General features: G+C 71.7%; 13 protein-coding genes. 2 read left to right on the top strand and 11 right to left on the bottom strand.

Annotated features, from left to right (window positions below; translation table 11 throughout):
• The 3 genes from HLB44_RS32205 to HLB44_RS32215 form a co-directional block, all read right to left on the bottom strand.
• Complete coding sequence (locus HLB44_RS32205) at nt 1-1911, bottom strand: beta-L-arabinofuranosidase domain-containing protein (RefSeq protein WP_173133320.1); 1911 nt, start codon at nt 1909-1911, stop codon at nt 1-3.
• Nucleotides 1912-1969: 58 nt separating this feature from the next.
• Complete coding sequence (locus HLB44_RS32210) at nt 1970-3226, bottom strand: glycoside hydrolase family 27 protein (RefSeq protein ID WP_173133322.1); 1257 nt, start codon at nt 3224-3226, stop codon at nt 1970-1972.
• 185 nt (nt 3227-3411) lie between these two features.
• The gene (locus HLB44_RS32215; RefSeq protein ID WP_343051690.1) at nt 3412-4530 is read right to left on the bottom strand and encodes a LacI family DNA-binding transcriptional regulator; all 1119 of its coding nucleotides are present in this window, start codon (nt 4528-4530) and stop codon (nt 3412-3414) included.
• Nucleotides 4531-4698: 168 nt separating this feature from the next.
• Between HLB44_RS32215 and HLB44_RS32220 the strand changes: the two genes are divergently transcribed.
• Entirely contained in the window at nt 4699-5868 is a 1170-nt protein-coding gene (locus HLB44_RS32220) for an ROK family transcriptional regulator (protein ID WP_173133328.1), read from the top strand.
• Nucleotides 5869-5873: 5 nt separating this feature from the next.
• Nucleotides 5874-6962 carry a LacI family DNA-binding transcriptional regulator gene (locus tag HLB44_RS32225; protein WP_217283894.1) on the top strand — a complete coding sequence of 363 codons (1089 nt, stop codon included), beginning with the start codon at nt 5874-5876 and terminating at the stop codon, nt 6960-6962.
• Between the two features lie 25 nt (nt 6963-6987).
• Here HLB44_RS32225 and HLB44_RS32230 read toward each other — a convergent pair whose 3' ends face one another.
• From HLB44_RS32230 to yicI, 8 genes are all read right to left on the bottom strand, one after another.
• The gene (locus HLB44_RS32230) at nt 6988-7287 is read right to left on the bottom strand and encodes a hypothetical protein (protein WP_173133331.1); all 300 of its coding nucleotides are present in this window, start codon (nt 7285-7287) and stop codon (nt 6988-6990) included.
• A 195-nt stretch (nt 7288-7482) separates the two neighbouring features.
• Nucleotides 7483-8298, bottom strand: a complete 816-nt coding sequence (locus tag HLB44_RS32235; RefSeq protein ID WP_173133334.1) for an alpha/beta hydrolase — start codon at nt 8296-8298, stop codon at nt 7483-7485.
• Nucleotides 8295-9629 carry an MFS transporter gene (locus HLB44_RS32240; protein ID WP_173133337.1) on the bottom strand — a complete coding sequence of 445 codons (1335 nt, stop codon included), beginning with the start codon at nt 9627-9629 and terminating at the stop codon, nt 8295-8297. The genes HLB44_RS32235 and HLB44_RS32240 overlap by 4 nt, the downstream gene beginning before the upstream one ends.
• A gap of 8 nt (nt 9630-9637) precedes the next feature.
• Nucleotides 9638-11428 (bottom strand): glycoside hydrolase family 9 protein, encoded by a 1791-nt coding sequence (locus HLB44_RS32245; protein ID WP_173133340.1) that lies wholly within the window; start codon nt 11426-11428, stop codon nt 9638-9640.
• 26 nt (nt 11429-11454) lie between these two features.
• Nucleotides 11455-12219 carry a polysaccharide deacetylase family protein gene (locus tag HLB44_RS32250; protein ID WP_173133343.1) on the bottom strand — a complete coding sequence of 255 codons (765 nt, stop codon included), beginning with the start codon at nt 12217-12219 and terminating at the stop codon, nt 11455-11457.
• A complete protein-coding gene (locus HLB44_RS32255) occupies nt 12216-14258 on the bottom strand; it encodes a glycoside hydrolase family 2 protein (RefSeq protein WP_173133347.1) in 2043 nt (680 codons plus the stop codon). The genes HLB44_RS32250 and HLB44_RS32255 overlap by 4 nt, the downstream gene beginning before the upstream one ends.
• Nucleotides 14255-17311, bottom strand: coding sequence for a glycoside hydrolase family 2 TIM barrel-domain containing protein (locus tag HLB44_RS32260; protein WP_246312594.1), 3057 nt, complete (start codon nt 17309-17311; stop codon nt 14255-14257). Before HLB44_RS32260 ends, HLB44_RS32255 begins: the two co-directional genes overlap by 4 nt.
• Before the next feature lie 2 nt (nt 17312-17313).
• The gene (gene yicI, locus HLB44_RS32270; protein WP_173133363.1) at nt 17314-19590 is read right to left on the bottom strand and encodes an alpha-xylosidase; all 2277 of its coding nucleotides are present in this window, start codon (nt 19588-19590) and stop codon (nt 17314-17316) included.
• Between the last annotated feature and the right edge of the window lie 44 nt (nt 19591-19634).

The raw sequence follows: 19634 nt of genomic DNA on the forward strand, positions 1-19634 counted from the left end.
TCAGGCGAGTTGCCAGTAGAGGCTGTAGCGTTCGTGCGCGATGCGGTGGAAGGGGGCGAGGTCGATCTCGCGACCGGGCGCGGTGGTGCGGAACTGCAGCGGCGCGCCGGTGGGGCGCACGGCGTCCCGCAGCGAACGGCCTTGCAGCGCGAGCCGAGGCAGGGCCGTGTGCCCGGACGCCAGCACCCCGCCGTAGGCGTATTCGCTGGCGACGAGGTCGGCGCCCGGCTGCAGGCCCTCGGTTCCCAGGCGGGCGGCCAGCACCAGCGGGCCGACCATCACGGCCGCGATGTCGCTCGCGCCGGGCAGCGCCTGCAGGTGCAGGCGCATCGGCAGCGTGACGTCGAGCACGTCGCCCGGACGCCAGAGGCGGTCCAGCTCGACATAGCGGCCGGGCTCGGTGCGCTCGACCAGCGGTCGCCCGTTCAGTTTGATCGTCAGGTGCTGGCACCAGGCGGGGTGGCGCAGGCGCAGCGCGAAGCGCACCGGCGTGCCGGCCTCGATCGCCAGGCGGGTTCCGGCCTCGTCGGGGAAGCGCGTCGTCTGGCGCAGGCGCACGCCATTCTCGGCCCAGTCCAGCGTCGAGGCGATGAACCCGTTGACGTACAGCGCTCGAGCGTCCTCGGCGTCCTGGAAATAGATCGAATCGCCCAGCTTGGCGAAGCTCTCCATGCCGGTGCCGGTGCAGCACCAGAACGAGCGCTCGGGCGTGCCGTACAGCTTGGGATAGCCCGGGCGCGTGGCCTGGAAGTAGGTGACCATGCCGGAGAGCGGGTCCTGCGACGCCAGGATGCCGTTGAGCAGCGCGCGTTCGTAGTAGTCGGCGTAGGCCACCGAGGGCTCGGCGGTGAACAGCGCGCGCGTCAGCCGCAGCATGTTGTGGGTGCAGCAGGTCTCCATCGTTTTCGCCGAGCCGAGCCGCTGGGGCGCCTCGGCCGGCGGGAAGAAGTGCTCGCCCTCGCCGTTGCCGCCGGTGGCGAACGAACGCTGGTGCACGACGTTGCCCCAGAAGTAGCGCGCCGCTTTCGCGTAGCGCGTTTCGCCGGTCGTCTCGGCGAGGCGGGCGAAGCCGATCACCTTGGGGATCTGGGTGTTCGAGTGCAGGCCGTCCAGCGTGTCCCTGCCTTCGGCCAGCGGCTCGAGCAGGGCCCGGTGGTCGAAGCGCTGCGCCAGGTGCAGGTAGCGCGCCTCGCCGGTGAGCCCGTGCAGGTCGGCGAGCACCTCGTTCATGCCGCCGAACTCGATGCCGAGCATCTGCTGGAAGCGTTCGTCGCCGATGCCTTGCGTCGCATCCACCATCCAGTCCGCCAGGCGCGTCAGCACGGGCTGCGCGCGGGGATGGCCGGCATGCACGTGGGCATCGCGCAAGCCCGCCAGGATCTTGTGCATCGTGTACCAGGGCACGCCGGTCACCGGCCGGCCCGCGATCACGTTGCGCAGTTGCGCGTCGCCGTCGGCGAAGGCGCAGACGAGGCCGCTGCGGGCCGCCTGCTGGCAGGCGTGCAGTTCGTCGACGACATGGGCCACGCGCCGGCGGAAGGCCCCCTGGCCGGTGGAGACCCACATCATCGAGCACGCGCTCAGGTAGTGGCCCAGCGTGTGCCCCGGGCAAAGGTCTCCCGATTCCCAGCCGCGGTAGCGCGCGGCCTTCGGCGCCAGCCCGGCGTTGCTGCGGAAGCCGTGCAGCAGCCGGTCGACGTTGAGCGAGAGCAGGTAGCGCTCGTCGAGCGCGCGGGCGTCGTCGAAGGGCCCCGGCAGCAGGCGCACGCGCGACAGCGGCAACGGCCGCGCACCGCCACCGCCACCGCCACCGCGGACGGGCGCTGCGGCGGCGGCCTGCGCGCCGGGTGCGATGGCCGCGAGCAGCGGTGCCGCCGCAGCGCCGGCGAGCAGCCGGCGGCGGTCGGTCACGCGACGACCCCCTGCGACGGCCTCATCGACTGCCTCATCCACTGCCTCAGGGCCGCGTTCACAGATCGGGGGTGATGCGGACCATGATCACGCCGTGCGACGCGACGGTGCCGCCGTAGCTGCCGCGCACGGCGTTCGTGACCTGCTTGGACCACAGGTCCTTGACCTTGGCCTTGAGGCCGGCCGGCAGGTTGAGCTGGTCCCAGGCCACCTTCATCTGCGCCGGTGCCTTGCCGCGGTTGAACAGCACCACCGCGTGCTCGCCGCCCTTGAGCGGCCGCGCCCAGATCTCGAGCTCGCCTTCCTTCCAGATGCGCCGCGCCTGCTGGCCGAGAGCGTCCTGGTCGACGGCGATGACATCGGCGTTGGTCAGGATGCGCCGCGTGTCCGCGTCCATCTTCGACAGGTCGTTGCCGGCGATCAACGGCGCCGCCAGCATCGCCCACAACGAGAAGTGCGACTCGTACTCGGTGCTCGTCATGCCGCCGTTGCCCACCTCCAGCATGTCGGGGTCGTTCCAGGCGTTGGGGCTCGAATGGCGCCAGCGCTCGGCCTGCAGGTCGAGGATGTTGACCATGCCGATCGACCAGTCCTTCTTGCCTTCCCAGGCGTCGAAGATGTCGCCGGTGGTGCGCCACAGGTGGCCGACCGCGGGCGCCCAGCGCTCGGGCTGGTTGACGCCCCACTCGCAGATCGACAGCACGATGTCGCGGCCCGACTCGCGCAGCGCCTTGGCCATGATGGTGTAGGCGGCCTCGGCGTTGCGCGGGCCGGTGTGGCACCAGTCGTACTTCAGGTAGTCGACGCCCCACCTGGCGTACTGGCGCGCATCCTGGAACTCGTGGCCGGCGCTGCCGGGGCGGCCGCCGCAGGTCAGCGCACCGGCGTCGGAGTACAGGCCGAACTTCAGCCCCTTCGCGTGCACGTAGTCGGCCAGCGCCTTGATTCCGCTCGGAAAGCGCTCCGGGTCGGCCACGATGTTGCCGTCGGCATCGCGGCTCTTCTGCCAGCAGTCGTCGATGACGATGTAGCGGTAGCCGGCGTCCTTCATGCCCGAGGCGGCCATCGCGTCGGCCTGCTGGCGCACCAGCGCCTCGTTGATGTTGCAGCCGAACTTGTTCCACGAGTTCCAGCCCATCGGCGGCGTGGGCGCCAGCAGGGGCTTGGGGACCTCGAGCTTCAGCGTCTCGTGCCCGAAGGCCGGCGCCGTGCAGGCGGCGAGCAGGGCCGCGGCCGCAGCCAGCGACGGCAGGGCGGCCCAGGGCTTGGCGAGGGCCGGACCCGGTGCGTCGGTGCGGATCGGGCGGGAGGGCATGGTGGTGGACATCGATATGAATGAGAGAAGGGTGGCCGGCGGCAACCTGGCGAGGACCGCCAGCGTTTGATGTGCCGCTAAATCAGTTGGGATGATAGTTCGGCTATCGCATTAACTATTCAAGGAAAACACCTATCCGGTGCATCGGCCGCGACGACCGCCCCAAGACGCGTCGACCCGCGTCCTCAGGCGATGGCCAGCCGGGTCCGCCGTGGTGCGGCCAGTGTTGCGCCCGGCACGACCTCGGTGGGCAGGACGATGTCGAACGGCCCGGGGTAGGGCTCGCCCCGGCGCAGTGCCTCGATGCGCTGCATCAGCAGCTCGACGGCGCGCCGTCCCATCTCGTGCAGCGGCTGGCGTACCGTCGCCATCTGCGCCGCGCGGGCCATCAGGGTGTGGTCGTAGCCGATGACGGAGATGTCGTCGGGCACGCGCAGCCCCCGCGAACGCAAGGTCTCGATGCAACCGAAGGCGATGGCGTCGTTGCCGCCGAACACCGCCTGGGGCAGCGGCCGGCCATGGTGACGCTGCAGCCAGGCCCGCATCGCCTCGCGGCCGCCCTCGACATCGAGCGGCGCGCGAACCACGTGGCCGGGCGCAGGCTTGACACCCGCTTCGGCGTGAGCGCGCAGGTAGCCTTCGACGCGCTGATTCGCCCCCAGGTATTCGGACGGGCCGCCGACATGTAGGATCCGACGGTGCCCCATCGCGAGCAACTGGCGCACCATCTCGTGGGCGCCGGCCTCGTCGTCCGACATGATGTTCACCACGGCGCTCAGCGGACGGTCGGCCTGCACCGACACCATCGCCGTGTGCCGCGGCAGCCATGCCGAGCCGTCGTCCTGCAGGCGCGGACCGAGCAGGATCAGGCCATCGACGCGGCCGTCGCACAGGGCCGGGATGCGGGCCGGCGCTTCGCCCCAGTCGCCCAGCGCGAAGACGGCCGGCGCCTGCCCGGCGGCCGTGGCACCCTGGATGACCCCGCTGAACACCTCGAGGAAGTACAGGTTCGGCTCCTCGCCCAGGAAGTTGGCGACGAAGCCGATGACATTCGTGCGCTGGTTCGCGAGCGCGCGCGCTGTGGCGTTGGGCCGGTAGCGCAACTGCTGCGCCGCGGACAGCACGCGTTCGCGCGTCTCCGCCGACACGCGCGCCGAGCTTCGGCCACTCCGGTTGAGCGCCGACGAGGCCGCCATTTCCGACACGCCTGCTGCACGGGCGACGTCGCGAAGCGTCGGCGCGTCGCGGCGGCGCCGCGTGCTCTGCGGTGTCGGGGGAGGCGGCTTCGACTTCGAAGTGGGCACGGATGCTCGGGGCGGGCGTCCGCCACGGGCGGGCGGCGCACTCTAGCATCGGCCTTCGCCAGGAGTCCGTTACGCTTGCCGGATCGAAGCGGGTCGGAGGGGCGCACATTGATAGTCGACAAGACCGAGGCTGCGGGCCACCAGCAGTTGCTCAAGAGCATCAACCGGATGGCCCTCGTCCGGCATCTGTGCACGCACCCCGGCCTGTCGCGGGCCGATCTGGCGGGGGCGGTGCAGCTGACGAAATCGACCATCAGCATGCTGGTGCGCGAGCTGATCGACGAAGGGTGGATGGTCGAACACGAGGTGGTCGCCACCGGCGATCTCGGGCGACGGCCGACGCCGCTGTTCGTCGACCCCGGGCGCCTGGTGCTGCTGGGGGCGGAAGTCGGCATCGATGGCGTGCGCGCGGTGATCACCTCGCTGACCGGCGAGGTGCTGGCGCAGGCGCGCTCGGGCTACGGCGGCGCCCGCAGCGCGAAGGCCAGCATCGGCGTGCTGGCGGCCACGATGCTGAAGGTCGCCGGCCGGCTCGACGGCGCCAGGCAGCGGGTCATCGGCATCGGCGTCGGCCTTCCGGGCGGCGTCGACGAAGCCAGCGGCATCCTGCATTTCGCGCCGAACCTGAGCTGGCGGGACGTGCCGGTCGGCGAGCTGCTGGCCGAGAAGCTGGCGGGCTCGGCGCTGGCCCGCGTGCCGCTGTTCCTGCAGAACGAGGCGGACGTCGCGGCCATCGGCGAGATGGAGTTCAACCCGGCGGAGTTCATCGATCCGCTGGTGTACGTCAGCCTGAACCAGGGCGTCGGTGCCGGCGTGATCGTCGGCGACCGGCTGCTGCGGGGCCGGCACGGCTTCGCGGGCGAGGTCGGCCACATCGTGCTGCAGGTCGGCGGTCCGGTGTGTTCGTGCGGGCGCCGCGGTTGTGCCGAGGCCTTGATCGCCCCGCGCGCGATGCTGCCCGGTCAGGATGAGGACGATCCGCTGGCCGAAGTCCAGCGGCGCCTGCAGGCCGGTGAAGCGCAGATGCAGCGCGCGGTGAAGAAGGCAGGCAACCACCTCGGCGTGCTGCTGCAGAACCTGGCCGCGGCGTACGACCCAGGCTGCATCGTGCTGGGCGGGGCGGTGATCGATCTGGGTGAGGCTTTCGTGCAGCCGGCGATGCGCACGCTGAACGACTACGCGCAGGCGGCCGGGCTCTCGCCGCCGCCGGTGCGCATGTCGCGCTTCGGTGCGGATGCCGTGGCCGTGGGCGCTGCGGCGCTGGCGCGCCACCGGATCACGCGGCCGCTGATCGGACCGATGCCCGTCGTCGCGCGCGACGCGGTCGCTGGCGCCTGAAAGACGTGGCCACCGCGCTCAAGATTCGCAGGTCCAGCCAGGCCGCGACGCTGGCGGACGTCGGCCGCGAAGCCGGCGTCTCGGCGATGGCGGCGTCGGCCGTGCTCAACGCGGCGAAGACCTCCACGCGGATCTCGGACGAGACGCGTGCACGAGTGCTCGCCGCCGCCGAGAAGCTGCGCTACCGGCCGAACGCCACCGCGCGCGGGCTGGCGCACCGGCGCATGAACACGCTGGGCGTTGCCGCGACGCTGGTGGGCGACGAGCCGAACCAGTACTTTCTCGAAGTCTTCAACGGCATCATCCAGCGGGCAGCCGCGAGCGGACAGACCGCCACCGTCTTTACGCTGGGCGACTGGGACGAAGCGGCGCGGCGCATCCCCGACTTCTGCGACGGCCGCATCGACGGCCTGATCCTGCTGGCGCCGCTGCTCGAGCCGGATGCCACGCCGTGGCTGCCCGAACACACGCCGATCGTCTCGGTGCACGCGAACCATGCGATCGCCGGCGTCGTCAACCTGGAGTCCGACGAGGAAACCGGCGCCTTCGAGATGACCCGCCGGCTGCTGGCGATGGGTCACCGGCGCATCCTGCACGTGGGCGGGCCGCCAGGCGCGCTCGGCGCCGAGCGGCGAGCGCGCGGTTACCTGCGCGCCCACGCCGAGGCCGGTCTTGCGCCGCCGGCGGACCATCTGCTGCGCGGGGCCTACAGCGTCGAGGCGGGGCGCGACGCGCTGGAGTCCTGGCTGTGCCGGCACCGCGGCCAACCGCTGCCCGACGTGGTATTCGCCGCCAGCGATGCGATCGGGCTCGGCTGCACGGAACGGCTGCTCGCCCGCGGCCTGCACGTGCCCGACGACATCTCGGTGGTCGGCTTCGACGACACCGTGCTGGCCCGCACCGCCCGCATGGCCACCGTGCGCCAGCCGCTGCGCGAGCTTGGCGCGAAGGCGGTCGACGTGTTGCTTGCACGCATTGACGCGCGGGTGCAGGACCGCGCGTACAGCGGCCCGCGCAACATCGTGCTGCCGACCGAAGTCGTGGTCCGCGCGACCCTGGCGGCGCCCCGCAAGGCGCGGCTGTCCATCGCCTGAGCTGCCGGCACCCTGCCGATCGGGCCTAGCGGTGACGCTGCGGCGGCGCGTGGGGCTCCATGCCGGCGGCGAGTGCGTCGGTGATCGCGGCGATGTCGCTGGCGATGTCGGCGATGGCCACGAGTGCCTCGCTCAGCAACGCCCCGGCAGGCCGCAGCAGGGGGTCCGCGTGCATCTGCACCAGCGCCGGACGCAGGTCGTCGCACAGCGACTGCAGACGCTCGCCCTGCACCGCGACGGCCGCCAGCCCGGCCACCATCTGCTGAACTGCCCGCTCAGGACGTACTTGCCCTGTCGGGCGGGTCGAGTTGATTGCACCATCCATCAGCGCTCTCCAGTCGGAACTGCATCAGGCGAATGATCGCTCCGATCAGAACTGATCGAACACTGAATTTGTGAGAACTTTCGGGCTGATCCGGTTTGCGCTGCACTGCCCAGGCAGCCACGGTGGGGAAGGTGCCCGTCGATTTCGACGCGTCACGCGGCCCTGGGTGGTGGCGGGGAGGCCATCATCAGGCGCTCACTGTCGATCCAGCCAGGCGCGGTAGGCGTCGAACCAGTGGTCGCTGGTGGCGTCCTGCGTGCGCAGGCCGAAGCCGTGGCCGCCGCGTTCGTACAGGTGCAGCTCGGCGCGCTGGCCGGCCCGCCGCCAATCGTCGAGGATGTCCGGATGGCGGCGGTCGAACAGCGGGTCGTCCGCGGCCTGGGCCAGGAACAGCGGGGGCACCGGCGACCGAGGCACGGTGCCGGCGAAGCCGCCGTAGATCAGCGCCAGGCTGTCGGGCATGTCCGCGGGCGCGGCCTGCGCCACGAGCGCGCGGCCGCATCGCGCGCCGGCCGAGAAGCCCAGCACGCCCAGGCGCGCCGGGTCGAAGGCGAAGTCGGCGGCGTGCGTGCGCAGCCAGCGCATCGCCGTGCGGGTGTCGTCGACGGCCGGGCCGTGGGCGGCGAGGTCGCCGTCGGCAGCGACCTGCTCGGCCAGGCGTTGCCAGGCCAGGGGCAGCGCGCGCTGGAAGGCGCGGTCGTCGACGTCCGTCGGCTGGGTCCGGTAGACGAGCACGAAGGCGGCATAACCGGCCTCGGCCAGGCGCTGGGCGACGGGCAGCCCTTCGTTGTCGACGGCGACGAAGAGGAAGCCGCCGCCCGGCACGACCAGGACGGCGCGGCCGTTGCCGCGACCCACGGGCGGAAGCACCGGCAGCAGCGCCGCGGCGCCCACATTGCGCAGTACCGCTTCGCGTTCCAGCTGCGTGCACTGCCATGCGCTCGCTTCAGGCGCCATCTGGATCGCCGCCGGCAGCGCCATCGGCAGCGACGGCGACGCCGGGGTCTTCATGCGCGGGTCGGCGTCGCCGGGTCGGCTGCGTGCGGGAACGGCGCCAGCCACGCCAGGATCACCGGCGGCACCGAGAACAGCAGCACCAGGCCGAAGAAGGTGGCGTAGTCGTGGCCGACCGCACTCCACACCCAGCCGCTGACGGTGCCGGTGGACCACTTGGTCAGCGCCATCACGCCCGTGGCCATCGCGTAGTGCGCCATGCGGAAGGGGCCCGGAGCCACCTGCTGCATCATGTACAGCATGTGGCCGACCGAGCCCATGCCGAAGCCGAACTTCTCGGCCGCGACGATCGCGCCGATCCACAGGGGGTCCGTGGGCAGCGACGTGGCCAGGTAGAAGTAGGTCAGGTGCGGCACGTTCAGCACCAGCGCGAGCACGAAGAACGAGCGCGGCAGCGTGCGCCGCGCCACCAGGAACCCGCCCAGGAAGGCACCCGCGATGAAGGCGATCGTGCCCACCGTGCCGTTGATGTGGCCGAGTGCCGCATTGTCCATCCCCAGCCCGCCGGCCGTGCGCGGGTCGAGCAGGAACAGCGGCCCGAACTTCTCGATGAAGCCTTCGCCGAAACGGTAGAAGAAGATGACGGCCAGCATCATCCAGATGTGCGGCTTGGCGAAGAAGCTGGCCCAGGCCTCGCGCATCGTGGCGACGCTGCCGGCGCCGGCGCGGCTCGCCGTCGCGGGCGGCCCGCCTGGCGGCAGCACGCGCAAGTGCCACAGGCCGAACGCCGCCATCGTGGCAGCGGCCATCGACACCACGATCATCCAGCACTGCACCCAGGGCAACCCCTGGTGCTCGTGCAGCCAGCCGGTCAGCGAGACCAGCAGCCCCGAGCCGATCACCGCGCCCAGGTTCCAGCACATGCCCTGCAGGCCCGAGTAGCGCGCCTGGTCCTTCAGCGAGACGGTGCTCATGAACACACCGTCGGCGCAGGTGTCCTGCGTGGCGCTGGCGAAGCCGGTGATCCAGAAGAACGCGAGCGAAAGCCGGAAGAAGCCCTCCAGCGGCAGGCAGAAGGCCACCAGCCCGAGCGAGGCCGCCATCACGAACTGCATCGTGATGACCCACCAGCGCTTGGTCCGATGCGCCTCCAGCAGCGGTGCCCACAGCGGCTTCAGCACCCACGGCAGGTACATCTGCGAGGTGTAGAGCGCGATGTCCTCGTTGGGCACGCCGAGGTTCTTGTAGATGATCGCGGCGACGACGCCGACCATCACGTTGGGCAGGCCCATCGCGAGGTACAGCGTGGGCACCCAGGCGAGCGGGTGGCGCCGGCGCGCGGCGCCGAAGGCCGTGACGGTCGGGGTGGTCGGGGCGGTGGTGTCCATCGGGCTGCTCATGGCTTGGCCGCCGGCGTCAGGGCCTGCAGCGCCGCCGAGACGTAGACCAGCGGCGCGTTCCAGTTGATGGCCACTTCATTCGTCGTGTAGCTGCAGAAGCGGTCCAGCCAGGCCTTGGCCGCGGCTTTCGAGGGATAGGACATCGGCTTGCAGTCGTCCGAGTCCTCGTGCCGTGGCCCGCCGACGATGAAGCCCGGCACCGGGTCGGTCACGCCGTCGGCGCCCGACGGTCGGTGGTGCGGTTCGCGTGGCGAGCGTTCACCGAAGCCGGTGACCATCGAGAAGCCGGTGGGGTGGCGGCCGAGCACGAAGTCGAGCGCGGCCTGCGCGGCATCGAGCTGTCGGCGGTCGCCGCTCACCCGATAGCCCTGGATGAGCATCAGCGCCTGGTTCAGCGCCACCGCATTGCTGCCCCAGTAGAAGTCGTCGCGCTGCATCGCGACGCGGTACGCCGACGCCTGCCACTGCGCGGCGAGCTTGCCGGCCAGCGTGGTGATCTGCCGCGCGATCTCGGCCCGGTCGGCCGCGGGCGTGAGGCGCTCGCGGTGGTGCGCCAGCGTGATCCAGGCCAGGCTGCCGACGTCGCCCCAGCCGGGCACGCCGGCCGGCGGGGCCTGGGCTTTCAACGCGGCCAGGTAGGCATCGTCGCGCGTCGTGACGTACAGCTCGGCCGCGGCCCAGGCGAATTCGTCGCCGAGCTTGCGGTCGTCGTAGCCGCCGGTGTGGATGTCGGCCGGCTGCTGGTAGACGACGGCCGGATGCGCCTGCGCCCAGCCCCATGCCGCCTTGGACGCGGCCAGCAGGCGTGCCGACAGGCCCGGTCGCTGCGCCTCGAAGGCCACGAAGACGCGGCTGGCCTGCGCCGCCACCGCGGCGAAGTCCAGCGTCGCGGCGGTGGACTTCATCACGACGTAGCGCTCGTTCTTCGGCACGTGCGGCATCACGACGCCGTCGAAGCCCTTGTCGGTGAGCTTGTGATAGACGCCGCCGTCGGCCGGATCCTGCATCGCGAGCATCCACTCGAGGTTCCACAGCACCTCGTCGAGCAGGTCGGGCAGCGCGTTGCCGCTTTCTGGGATGTTCAGGCGCTGATGCGCGAAGTGAGCGGGAAAGTGTTCCCACGCGGCGAGCAGCGTGTACGTCGTGATGCCCGAATTGACGATGTACTTGTTGTAGTCGCCGGCGTCGTACCAGCCCTTGGGCGCGCTGATCACCGTGCCCGCGGGGCGGCCCGGTCCGGCGGCCGAGGCATGCACCAGCACGCGGGTGTCGGGGTGGCCGGCCGGCCGGGCCCAGGGGCCGGCGTGTTCGGTCTTCAACTCGATGCCGGCGCGGTTGAAGAAGAAGGCCCGCAGCGCGGCCGCGTTCACCGGCTCGTAGGCCCGCGCGCCGATCACGAAGCGTGCCGACTCGGGCAGGTCCGCGACGTGCAGGCGGTACTCGCCCGGCGTGCGCAAGCTCGAGAAGTCGGCCAGTCGGAGCGACTCCTGTGCCGGCTCCCAGTGCGCGGACGGCGTCAGGCGGCCGCTGAAGACCTCGCGCCCGGTGGAGGCGTCGATGACGTCGAATCGCTCTGCGGCCCCGGCGGGCACCACGGCCCATTTGGCCGCCCCCGGCAGGAAGCCGACCTGGTTGACCTGGATGGTGCTCGAGGCGGCAGCCGTGGTGGCCGGGAGCGCTGCCGCGCCGGGCGCGTTCGCCGTGCTGCAGGCCTGCAGGATGAGGGCCAGGGTGGCGGCGGCGGCGGCGGCGGCTTGCACGGGGTTGCGGTGGTGTCGGGTCGGCATGGGGATGGGAGAAACGTTGGCCGGGCTCAGCGCTCGGCCCATTGCAGGTGCACCACGCGCCAGCCGTCGTCCTTCAGGCGGCGCAGCAGCAGCGGCAGCGCCGCGGCGGTCTGGTCCTGCGCGTCGTGCAGCAGCACGATGCCGCCGCCCCGCTCGCGCAGGCGGGTGATGAGGCGGTCGGCGAGCATGGCCGGCGTCTGGCCGGGCACCCAGTCCTCGATGCCCACGTCCACCGACATCACCGTGATCCGCTCCTCGCGCAGGCGCTCGCGCAGGGCCGCGGATTCGCTGAGGAAGGGAAAGCGCCAGGCCGGCGCCTCGCCGCCCAGCACGTCGCGATGGGCTTCGCGCATCGCCTGCAGGTCGGCGCGCTGGTCGGACGGCGCCAGGTCGGCGAAGTTCACATGCCGGAAGCCGTGCATGGCCACGGTGTGGCCCTGGGCCTGCACCTGGCGTGCCAGCGCGGCGTGACGCCGCTGCGGTTCGCCGTTCATGAAGAAGGTGGCCTGGACGCACTCGGCCTGGAGAGCGTGCAGCACCTGCGGCGTGGTCTCGGGCCGCGGGCCGTCGTCGAACGTGAGCACCACCTCGCGCGGGACCAGCGGCAGCGGGCCGTGCTGCACGCGGCCGTAGGCGGCGCCCTCGCGCGGCAGCACCAAAGTGCGGTGGGTGCCGAGCGCCGTGGCCTCGCAATCCGTCGTGACTGGCGGCGACGACGCGACGGGTCCGGCACAGCCGGCCAGCGCCAGCAGCAGCGCCGGCACCGCGCGGGCGAACCGTCCTGCGGTCATGGCGTGACCTCCCACTCGACGCGGTCGCCGGCACCGTGGTCGCCACGCACGGCGATCTGCTGCCGTCCCGGCGCCAGCACCACGCCGGGCCAAGTCGCGATGCGGTTCACCACCGCGGCCGTGCCCACCGCTCGGCCGCTCACTTCCAGCGTCAGGCGGCGTGCATTGCTGTAGGCCTTGAGCGTCACCGCGCCGGCCGGACGCGGGCTGAAGCGGCGGCTCGCGATGTGCACCATCGGCGTCTTCGACCAGTGCGCCTGGTAGAGAAAGTACGCGTCCTTGCGGTACCGTCGGTCGTAGGTGACCAGGCCCTTGTCGTTGATGCCGTTGGCGTCGCCCTCGTGGCGGCCGGCCGACGCATGGTCGAAGCCGAGCCAGACGAAGCTGCCCCAGAAGAAGGGCCGGCGCGAGATCTCGGCCGCATAGGTCTCGTGGAACAGCGCCTGGTACTGCTCCGGGTGCCAGCGCCCGCCGGGCTCGGGGCGCTGCGGCGGGTCCTGCTGCTGCAGCACGCTGGCGCCGGCGCCGTACTCGCCGAGGCCGATCGGCTTGGCCGGAAGCTTCGCGCGCAGGCGGTCGGCCCACGGACCGATGTCGGCGAACTGGCCGTCGTACCAGCCCCAGTAGCGGTTGTACGACGCGAGGTCGGTCTGCAGCGCCATCGGATGATCGTCCGGCGCGCAGCAGTGGGCGTAGCTGGTCAGGCGCGAGGGGTCTTCCTGCTTGGCCAGCGCGTGCAGCTCGGCCAGCAGGCGGGTGATCGGCTCGTCGGCGCGGTAGACCTCGTTGCCGACGCCCCAGACCGCCACCGAGGCATGGTGGCGGTTCTGCCGTACCAGCTCGCGCAGCTGCTGGTGCAGGTTGTCGCGGAAGGCGGGCGTCTCCTGCATCTGCGCGTTCAGCGGGATCTCGGTCCACAGCACCAGGCCCAGCTCGTCGGCGCGCTCGTAGGCGCGCGGCGGATGCTGGTAGTGCACCAGGCGCAGCGCGGTCAGGCCCATCTCCTTCAGGATGCGCAGGTCCTCGTCGACCTCGGCATCGCCCACCGCCACGCCGCGGCCGGGCCGGCCGGCGTGGAAGTAGTTGACGCCGACCAGCGGGTAGGGCCGGCCGTTGAGCAGGAAGCCGCGCTGCGGATCGACGTCGAACCGGCGCAGGCCGATCGGCAGCTGCACGCTGTCGGCGACGCGCCGGCCATCCAGCAGCTCGACCTGCAGGCGGTACAGGTGCGGGTCGTGCACGCCCTGCCACAGGCGCGGCTTGGGCACGTGCAGCAGCACGCTGGCGCGGTGCGGCGCCGTGGCGGCGAGCTGCACCGGCTGGTGCTGGCGCAGCACGACCTGGCCTTCACCATCGCGCAAGGTGAGCTGCAGCGCACGTGCGGCGGCGGCGCCGTGGTTGCGCAGGTCGACATGCACTCTCAGCCGCGCCGCGGCGGCGACCAGCGCTTCGGTGTCCACCGTCACGCCCGGGCTGCCGTGGTCCAGCAGCTCGATGTGCGCGGCATCGGTCTCGATCAGGCGCACCGGCCGCACCAGGCCACCGAAGACGGTGAAGTCGCCGCCCAGCGGCGCCACGTGCTTCAGGGCGCCGTTGTCCACCCGCACGGCCACCAGGTTGCGGCCAGGCTTCAGCAGCGGCGTGATGTCGATCCGAAAGCGCGCGTAGCCGCCTTCGTGACGGCCGGCCAGGCGGCCGTTGACCCACACGTCGGCGGCCAGCGTGGCGCCGTCGAATTCGAGGAACCGGCGCCGGCCGGGCGTCGCGCTGACGGGCCGGTCGATGGTTCGGCGGTACCAGCCGGCACCGCGGTGGTAGGGGCCCCCGACCTCGCCGTCGGGCGCGTTCCAGGTGTGCGGCAGCGTCACGCGCTGCCAGGCGTCGTCGTCAAGTGTCAGCTCGGCCGCGCCCGCCACGTCGGCGCGGTGGAAACGCCAGGGGCCGTCCAGCAAGGCGGCGGTGCGCATGGCGCAGGCCGCATTGGCCGCCAGCAGGCCTGCGCCGAGCAGGGCCGCGCGCACGACCGGAAGCCACTTCATGGCGATCCGACCTCGGCGAACACGCGGCCGGTCAGGCCGGAGGGCTGGCCCGCCTGTGCGCGCACCAGCACGGTCAGCGTGCGCCAGCCCGAGCCGGCGACGATCGGCACGGTGAGCGGGCTCGCCTCGAAGGCGGTCTTCTCGCCCAGCTTCACGCCGTCGGCCCACACCTCGGCCTGGCCCACGATCTCGCGGAACACCAGGCGGCCGCGGCCGTCGTTGCGGTCGGCGCGCAGCTTGAGGTTGGCACGGTAGGCGCGCCAGGGCCCGGCCTCGGGTGTCTGCCTGATCGGCGGCGTGCCCCAGCCCCAGCTGTTCATGTCGTTGCCCGCCAGCACCTGGTTCGGGTCGGGACGCTCGGCCTGCGGCGCCGAGATGCGCCAGCCGTCGACCCGGGTGATCGCCTCGGCCACCGGCACCGCAGCGACCGGCGCGGCCTGCTGCACCGGCAGCACGAGCTCGGCGCCTTGCAGCCCCGGCGCACTGGCGCGCAAAGTGAGCGTGCCCTGGCTGTCGCGCCGGCTCTGCAGGATCACCTGCGCCAGGCCGTTGAACAGCGAGCGTTCGGGCGCCTTCGACGACTCGTGCGAGTTCGGGTCGCCGTTGCCCACGCCGATGAGCCGGCCCGCGCCCGCCACCTCGAAGCGCACCGGGAGGTTCGCGGTGGGCACGGCGCGGCCCTGCGCGTCGACGGCGCTGACCACGACCGCGATGGCGTCGCGGCCGTCGCCGGCCAGCGCGGCCCGGCCTGCGGCGCCGGTCAGGTCGGGCATCGCGCGGTCGGGGATCAGCACCAGGCGCACCGGCTCGCCGGTGGTCTCCACCCCGTCACGGCCGAGCTCGCGGCCGGCCTGGGCGCCGCTGCCCAGCGCCACCGCCTCGAGCTTGCCGGGCGCGTAGGGCACCTGGAAGCTGACCATGTCGATCGGGTCCACGTCCTGCTCGCCGACGGCCTGGCCGTTCAGCAGCAGCCGCACCCGCGGCGCATTGCTGGCGACCATCACCTTCACCGGCCGGCCTTCGCGGCCGGCCCAGTTCCAGTGCGGCAGCACCTTCACCACTGTGCGGTCCTTCACCCAGTGCGCGCGGCGGACGTGGAACGCCGCCTTCGGCGCGCCGGTCAGGTCGATCGCGCCGAAGAAGGTGCTGGCGCTCGGCCACTCGAAGGGCGTGGGCTCGCCGTGGTAGTCGATGCCGCTCCAGACGAAGGCGCCGGCGAGGAACGGTCGCTTGGCGATCTGCTTCCACGACTCGCGATGCGTCGCGCCCCACGACGAGGGCTCCTCGTCGTAGCCGGCCAGCACCTGCGCCTGCGGGTCGCTGGCCCAGGCGCCGCGCGTCATGAAGGCCGAGGTGTCCTCGCTGCTCAGCAGCGGCCGGCCGGGGTGCTCGCGGTGGTAGCGGTCGTAGGCCCAGATCTGGTAGTTGATGCCCACCACGTCCAGCGCCTGGGCGGCGTTGCGCTCGGCGAAGAGGCCGTCGTGCATGCCTGCCGTCACGGGCCGCGTCGGGTCCAGGCGCTTGATGCTGGCCACCAGGCGCCGCGCCATCTCCAGGCCTTGCTCGGTGCTCTGCAGCGGCTCCTCGTTGAAGATCGACCACAGCATGACGCTCGGGCGATTGCGGTCGCGCCGCACCAGCCACTCGAGCTGGGCCGTGACCTCCGCGCTGGCGCTGAAGTTGCGGTTCTCGTTCATCACCAGAAGGCCCAGGCGGTCGGTGAGGTCCATCACCTCGGGTGCCACGGCGTTGTGGGCGAAGCGGATTGCGTTGACGCCCATCTCCTTCAGCCGCCGCAGCCGGAATTCCCAGATCGCAGCGGGCACCGCCACGCCGACGCCGGCGTGGTCCTGGTGGATGCAGACGCCGTGCAGCTTCAGCGGCTGGCCGTTGAGGAAGAAGCCGCGCTCGGCGTCGAAGCGGATCGTGCGGAAGCCGGTGTGCAACTCGGCGCGGTCGAGCTCATTGGACAACCTTCGGGTTGCGCCCTCCGGTGTTCGCCCTTCGGGCGGCCGGGCGGGCTCATTGGACAACCTTCGGGCTGCGCCCTCCGGTGTTCGCCCTTCGGGCGGCCGGGCGGGCTCACGGGCCGGGGCGGCCGCGGCGCCGCGCAGCACCGCCTCGACCTTGTACAGGCGCGGATCGCTCACCGACCACAGCTGCGGCCGCGGCACGGCCAGTTCCAGCGTCGCCGTCTGCGTGGCCAGCGCAGCCACGCGCACGCGCTGGCTGCCGCGGGCCACGGTGGCGCCGGCGGGGTCGATCAGGCGCACCTGCAGCACCGCCTCGCGCGCGCCGCGGTCCGCGCTGCGCACGTCCACCGCCACCGGCACGGTCCAGCGGCCGTTCTTCAGCACCGGGTTGGCATGCACGCCGTCGGTGGCGATGTGCAGGGCATCCCGCTTGAGCAGCCAGGCGTGGCGGTAGATGCCGGCGCCTTCGTACCACCAGCCTTCCTGCGCCTGCGCATCGACGCGCACGGCAATGCTGTTGACGTCCTCGCCATAACGCACGAAAGGCGTGACATCGATGCTGCGGCCGTTGTAGCCGGAGAAGTTGCGGTCGACGACGATGCCGTTGACCCACACCGTGCTGTGCGTGGCGATGCCGTCGAACTGCACCTCGATGTGGCGGCCGCGGTCCGATTCCGGCAGCTGGAAGTTGCGCCGGTACCAGCCGAAGCCGCGCGCACGGTAGCCCTGCGAGGCGTTCTCGTTGCGGTCGAGCGGGTTCTCGATCGCCCAGTCGTGCGGCAGGTCCAGCTTTCGCCAGCTCGAGTCGTCGAAGTCGGGCGCGGCGGCGCCCACGGCGCCGCCGGCCTTGGCCTGGTGGTAGCTGGCGCCGTGGCCCTTCACCGGCGGCGCGGGCACGTCGCCGTGTTGGAACAGCCAGCCGGTGTCGAGCGACAGGCGCTCGCGCTCGGCCGCCAGCGCGGGCCCGGCCGCGCCGAGCAGCAGCACGGTGATGCCGAGCAGCGATCCGAGCGTTGACAGGACTCGCAGGGCGCGCCACGGCAGCACCGTGGCGCCCGCGCGAGAGGCCGGCTGCCGCATCGTCAGACGTCCAGGCTGGCGGTGTCGCCGCCGGCCTGCACGGGACCCCGCCGGCCGTCGACCTCGATGCGCCAGTCGTGCAGCCGGCCCTCGCTGATCACCGCGGTGTACTGCCTGCCTTCGCGCCGCACCTCGCCGCGCGCGGCGATGCCGCCGTCCACCGTCGGCACGGTGAAGCCGGCGCGGGCGCCGTCGGCCAACTCGAACACGCGCAGCACCACCCCGCGGGCGTAGTCGTAGTCGGGCCGCTGGTCGTCGGCGCCCCAAGGCAGCACGGTGTTCGGCGCGACGTACAGCGGCAGGCTCATGTGGCCGTGCGTCTCGCGCAGCCAGCGGCCGCCGGCGCGTTTCTCGCCGCTGAGCAGGTCGGTCCAGGTGCCGGCGCCCGGCAGGTAGAAGTCGACCTCGCCGCTGTCGGTGAACACCGGCGCCACCAGCAGCGACTCGCCGAGCTTGTACTGGCGGTCCAGCGGCGCGCAGGCCGGGTCGTCGGGATGCTCGACCACCATCGCGCGCATCAGCGGCACGCCGGTCTCGGTGGCCTCGATCGCCTTCGCGTAGAGGTAGGGCATCAGCCGGTGCTTCAGCTGCGTGAACGCGCGCAGCACATCGCAGCTTTCCTCGTCCACCAGCCACGGCACGCGGTAAAAGCTGCTGCCGTGCAGCCGGCTGTGCGAGGACAGCAGGCCGAACTGGATCCAGCGCTTGTAGACGGCCGGCGGCGGCTTGCCCTCGAAGCCGCCGATGTCGTGGCTCCAGAAGGCGAAGCCGCAGCTCGTCAGCGACAGGCCGCCGCGCAGGCTTTCGGCCATCGACTCGAAGTTGCTCCAGCAGTCGCCGCCCCAGTGCACCGGGTAGCGCTGGCCGCTGGCGTAGGTGGAGCGGGCGAAGACGACGGCCTCGTCGGGGCCGCGTACTTCACGCAGCAGCTCGAAGACCGCCTCGTTGTACTTCAGCGCGTAGAGGTTGTGCATCTCCACCGGGTCGGAGCCGTCGTGGTAGACGACGCCCTCGCTCGGGATGCGCTCGCCGAAATCGGTCTTGAAGCAGTCGACGCCCATCGCCAGCAGCCGGCGCAGGTGGCCCTGGTACCAGGCCACTGCCGCCGGGTTGGTGAAGTCGACGATCGCCATGCCCGGCTGCCACAGGTCGGTCTGCCAGGTCAGGCCGTTGGGCCTCTTGAGGAAGTAGCCCGCCTGCACGCCTTCGGCGAACAGCGGCGACTTCTGCGCGATGTACGGGTTGATCCAGAGGCTGATCTTCAGCCCCTTGGCATGCAGGCGCGCGAGCATGCCTTCGGGATCGGGGAAGCCGCGCGGATCCCACTGGAAGTCGCACCACTGGAATTCGCGCATCCAGAAGCAGTCGAAGTGGAACACCGACAGCGGCAGCTCGCGGCGCGCCATCTCGTCGATGAAGTGCGTGGCGGTGGCTTCGTCGTACTGCGTCGTGAACGACGTGGTGAGCCACAGGCCGAAGGTCCACGCCGGCGGCAGCGGCGCCCGCCCGGTGAGGGCCGTGAGACGCTGCAGCACGTGCTTCGGCGTCGGGCCGGCGATCACGCAGTAGTCCAGGCTCTCGCCCGCGCGGCTGAACTGCACGCGGGTGGTCTTCTCCGAGGCCACCTCGAACGACACCGGGCCGGCCTCGTTGACCAGCACGCCATAGCCGCGGCTGCTCAAGTAGAAGGGCACGCTCTTGTAGGCCTGCTCGCAGGCGGTGCCGCCGTCCTTGTTGGTGTTCTCGACCACCTGGCCGTTCTTGACCCACGGCGTGAAGCGCTCGCCGAGGCCGTAGACGTTCTCGCCCACCTGCAGCGTCAGCTGCTCGTGCAGGAAGTTGCCCTTGTCGCCCCACTGCAGGTAGCCCAGGCCGCGCCAGTCGCTGCGTGTCAGCACGCGGTCGCCTTCGCGGAAGCTCAGCCGCCAGCCCTCGCCCTTGTGGACGTCGACGCTGATCGCGCCGCTGGTGAGGGTGGCGCGGTGCTCGTCCTGTTCGATGTGCACCGCCGGCCGGCCGGCGCCCGGCATCGGCACGTGCAGGCGCGGCGGCTCGGAGTCGACGTAGTGCGCGACGCTGACGCGCAGCACGCCCTCGGCCGGCGAGCTGAGGGTGACCGTGAGCACCGGGCCGGCGAGCGTGTCGCCGCGGTGCTTGATCGGGCGCGTCGTCGCCAGCACGACGAGCCGGTCGTCGAAGGCCTGGATGTCGTAGGCCTCGACCGCGTAGTGCGCTGCCAGCCCGGGCTGCAGCAGCCATTGTCCGTCAGTGAATTTCACGTGTAATTTAACAATAAATCAGCGGTTTGGAATGGTACACCGGC

Origin of the sequence: Pseudaquabacterium terrae (genome assembly GCF_013266755.1) — a bacterium.
Taxonomy (GTDB): Bacteria; Pseudomonadota; Gammaproteobacteria; order Burkholderiales; family Burkholderiaceae_C; genus Pseudaquabacterium; species Pseudaquabacterium terrae.

What these genes read in the sequence shown, in the direction of transcription:
- HLB44_RS32235 (WP_173133334.1), bottom strand. Translation starts at nt 8,298, where the DNA reads ATGAAGACCCCGGCGTCGCCGTCGCTGCCGATGGCGCTGCCGGCGGCG.
- HLB44_RS32220 (WP_173133328.1), top strand. Translation starts at nt 4,699, where the DNA reads ATGGCCCTCGTCCGGCATCTGTGCACGCACCCCGGCCTGTCGCGGGCC.
- HLB44_RS32260 (WP_246312594.1), bottom strand. Translation starts at nt 17,311, where the DNA reads ATGCGGCAGCCGGCCTCTCGCGCGGGCGCCACGGTGCTGCCGTGGCGC.
- HLB44_RS32210 (WP_173133322.1), bottom strand. Translation starts at nt 3,226, where the DNA reads ATGCCCTCCCGCCCGATCCGCACCGACGCACCGGGTCCGGCCCTCGCC.
- HLB44_RS32245 (WP_173133340.1), bottom strand. Translation starts at nt 11,428, where the DNA reads ATGCCGACCCGACACCACCGCAACCCCGTGCAAGCCGCCGCCGCCGCC.
- HLB44_RS32255 (WP_173133347.1), bottom strand. Translation starts at nt 14,258, where the DNA reads ATGAAGTGGCTTCCGGTCGTGCGCGCGGCCCTGCTCGGCGCAGGCCTG.
- HLB44_RS32250 (WP_173133343.1), bottom strand. Translation starts at nt 12,219, where the DNA reads ATGACCGCAGGACGGTTCGCCCGCGCGGTGCCGGCGCTGCTGCTGGCG.
- HLB44_RS32230 (WP_173133331.1), bottom strand. Translation starts at nt 7,287, where the DNA reads ATGGATGGTGCAATCAACTCGACCCGCCCGACAGGGCAAGTACGTCCT.
- HLB44_RS32240 (WP_173133337.1), bottom strand. Translation starts at nt 9,629, where the DNA reads ATGGACACCACCGCCCCGACCACCCCGACCGTCACGGCCTTCGGCGCC.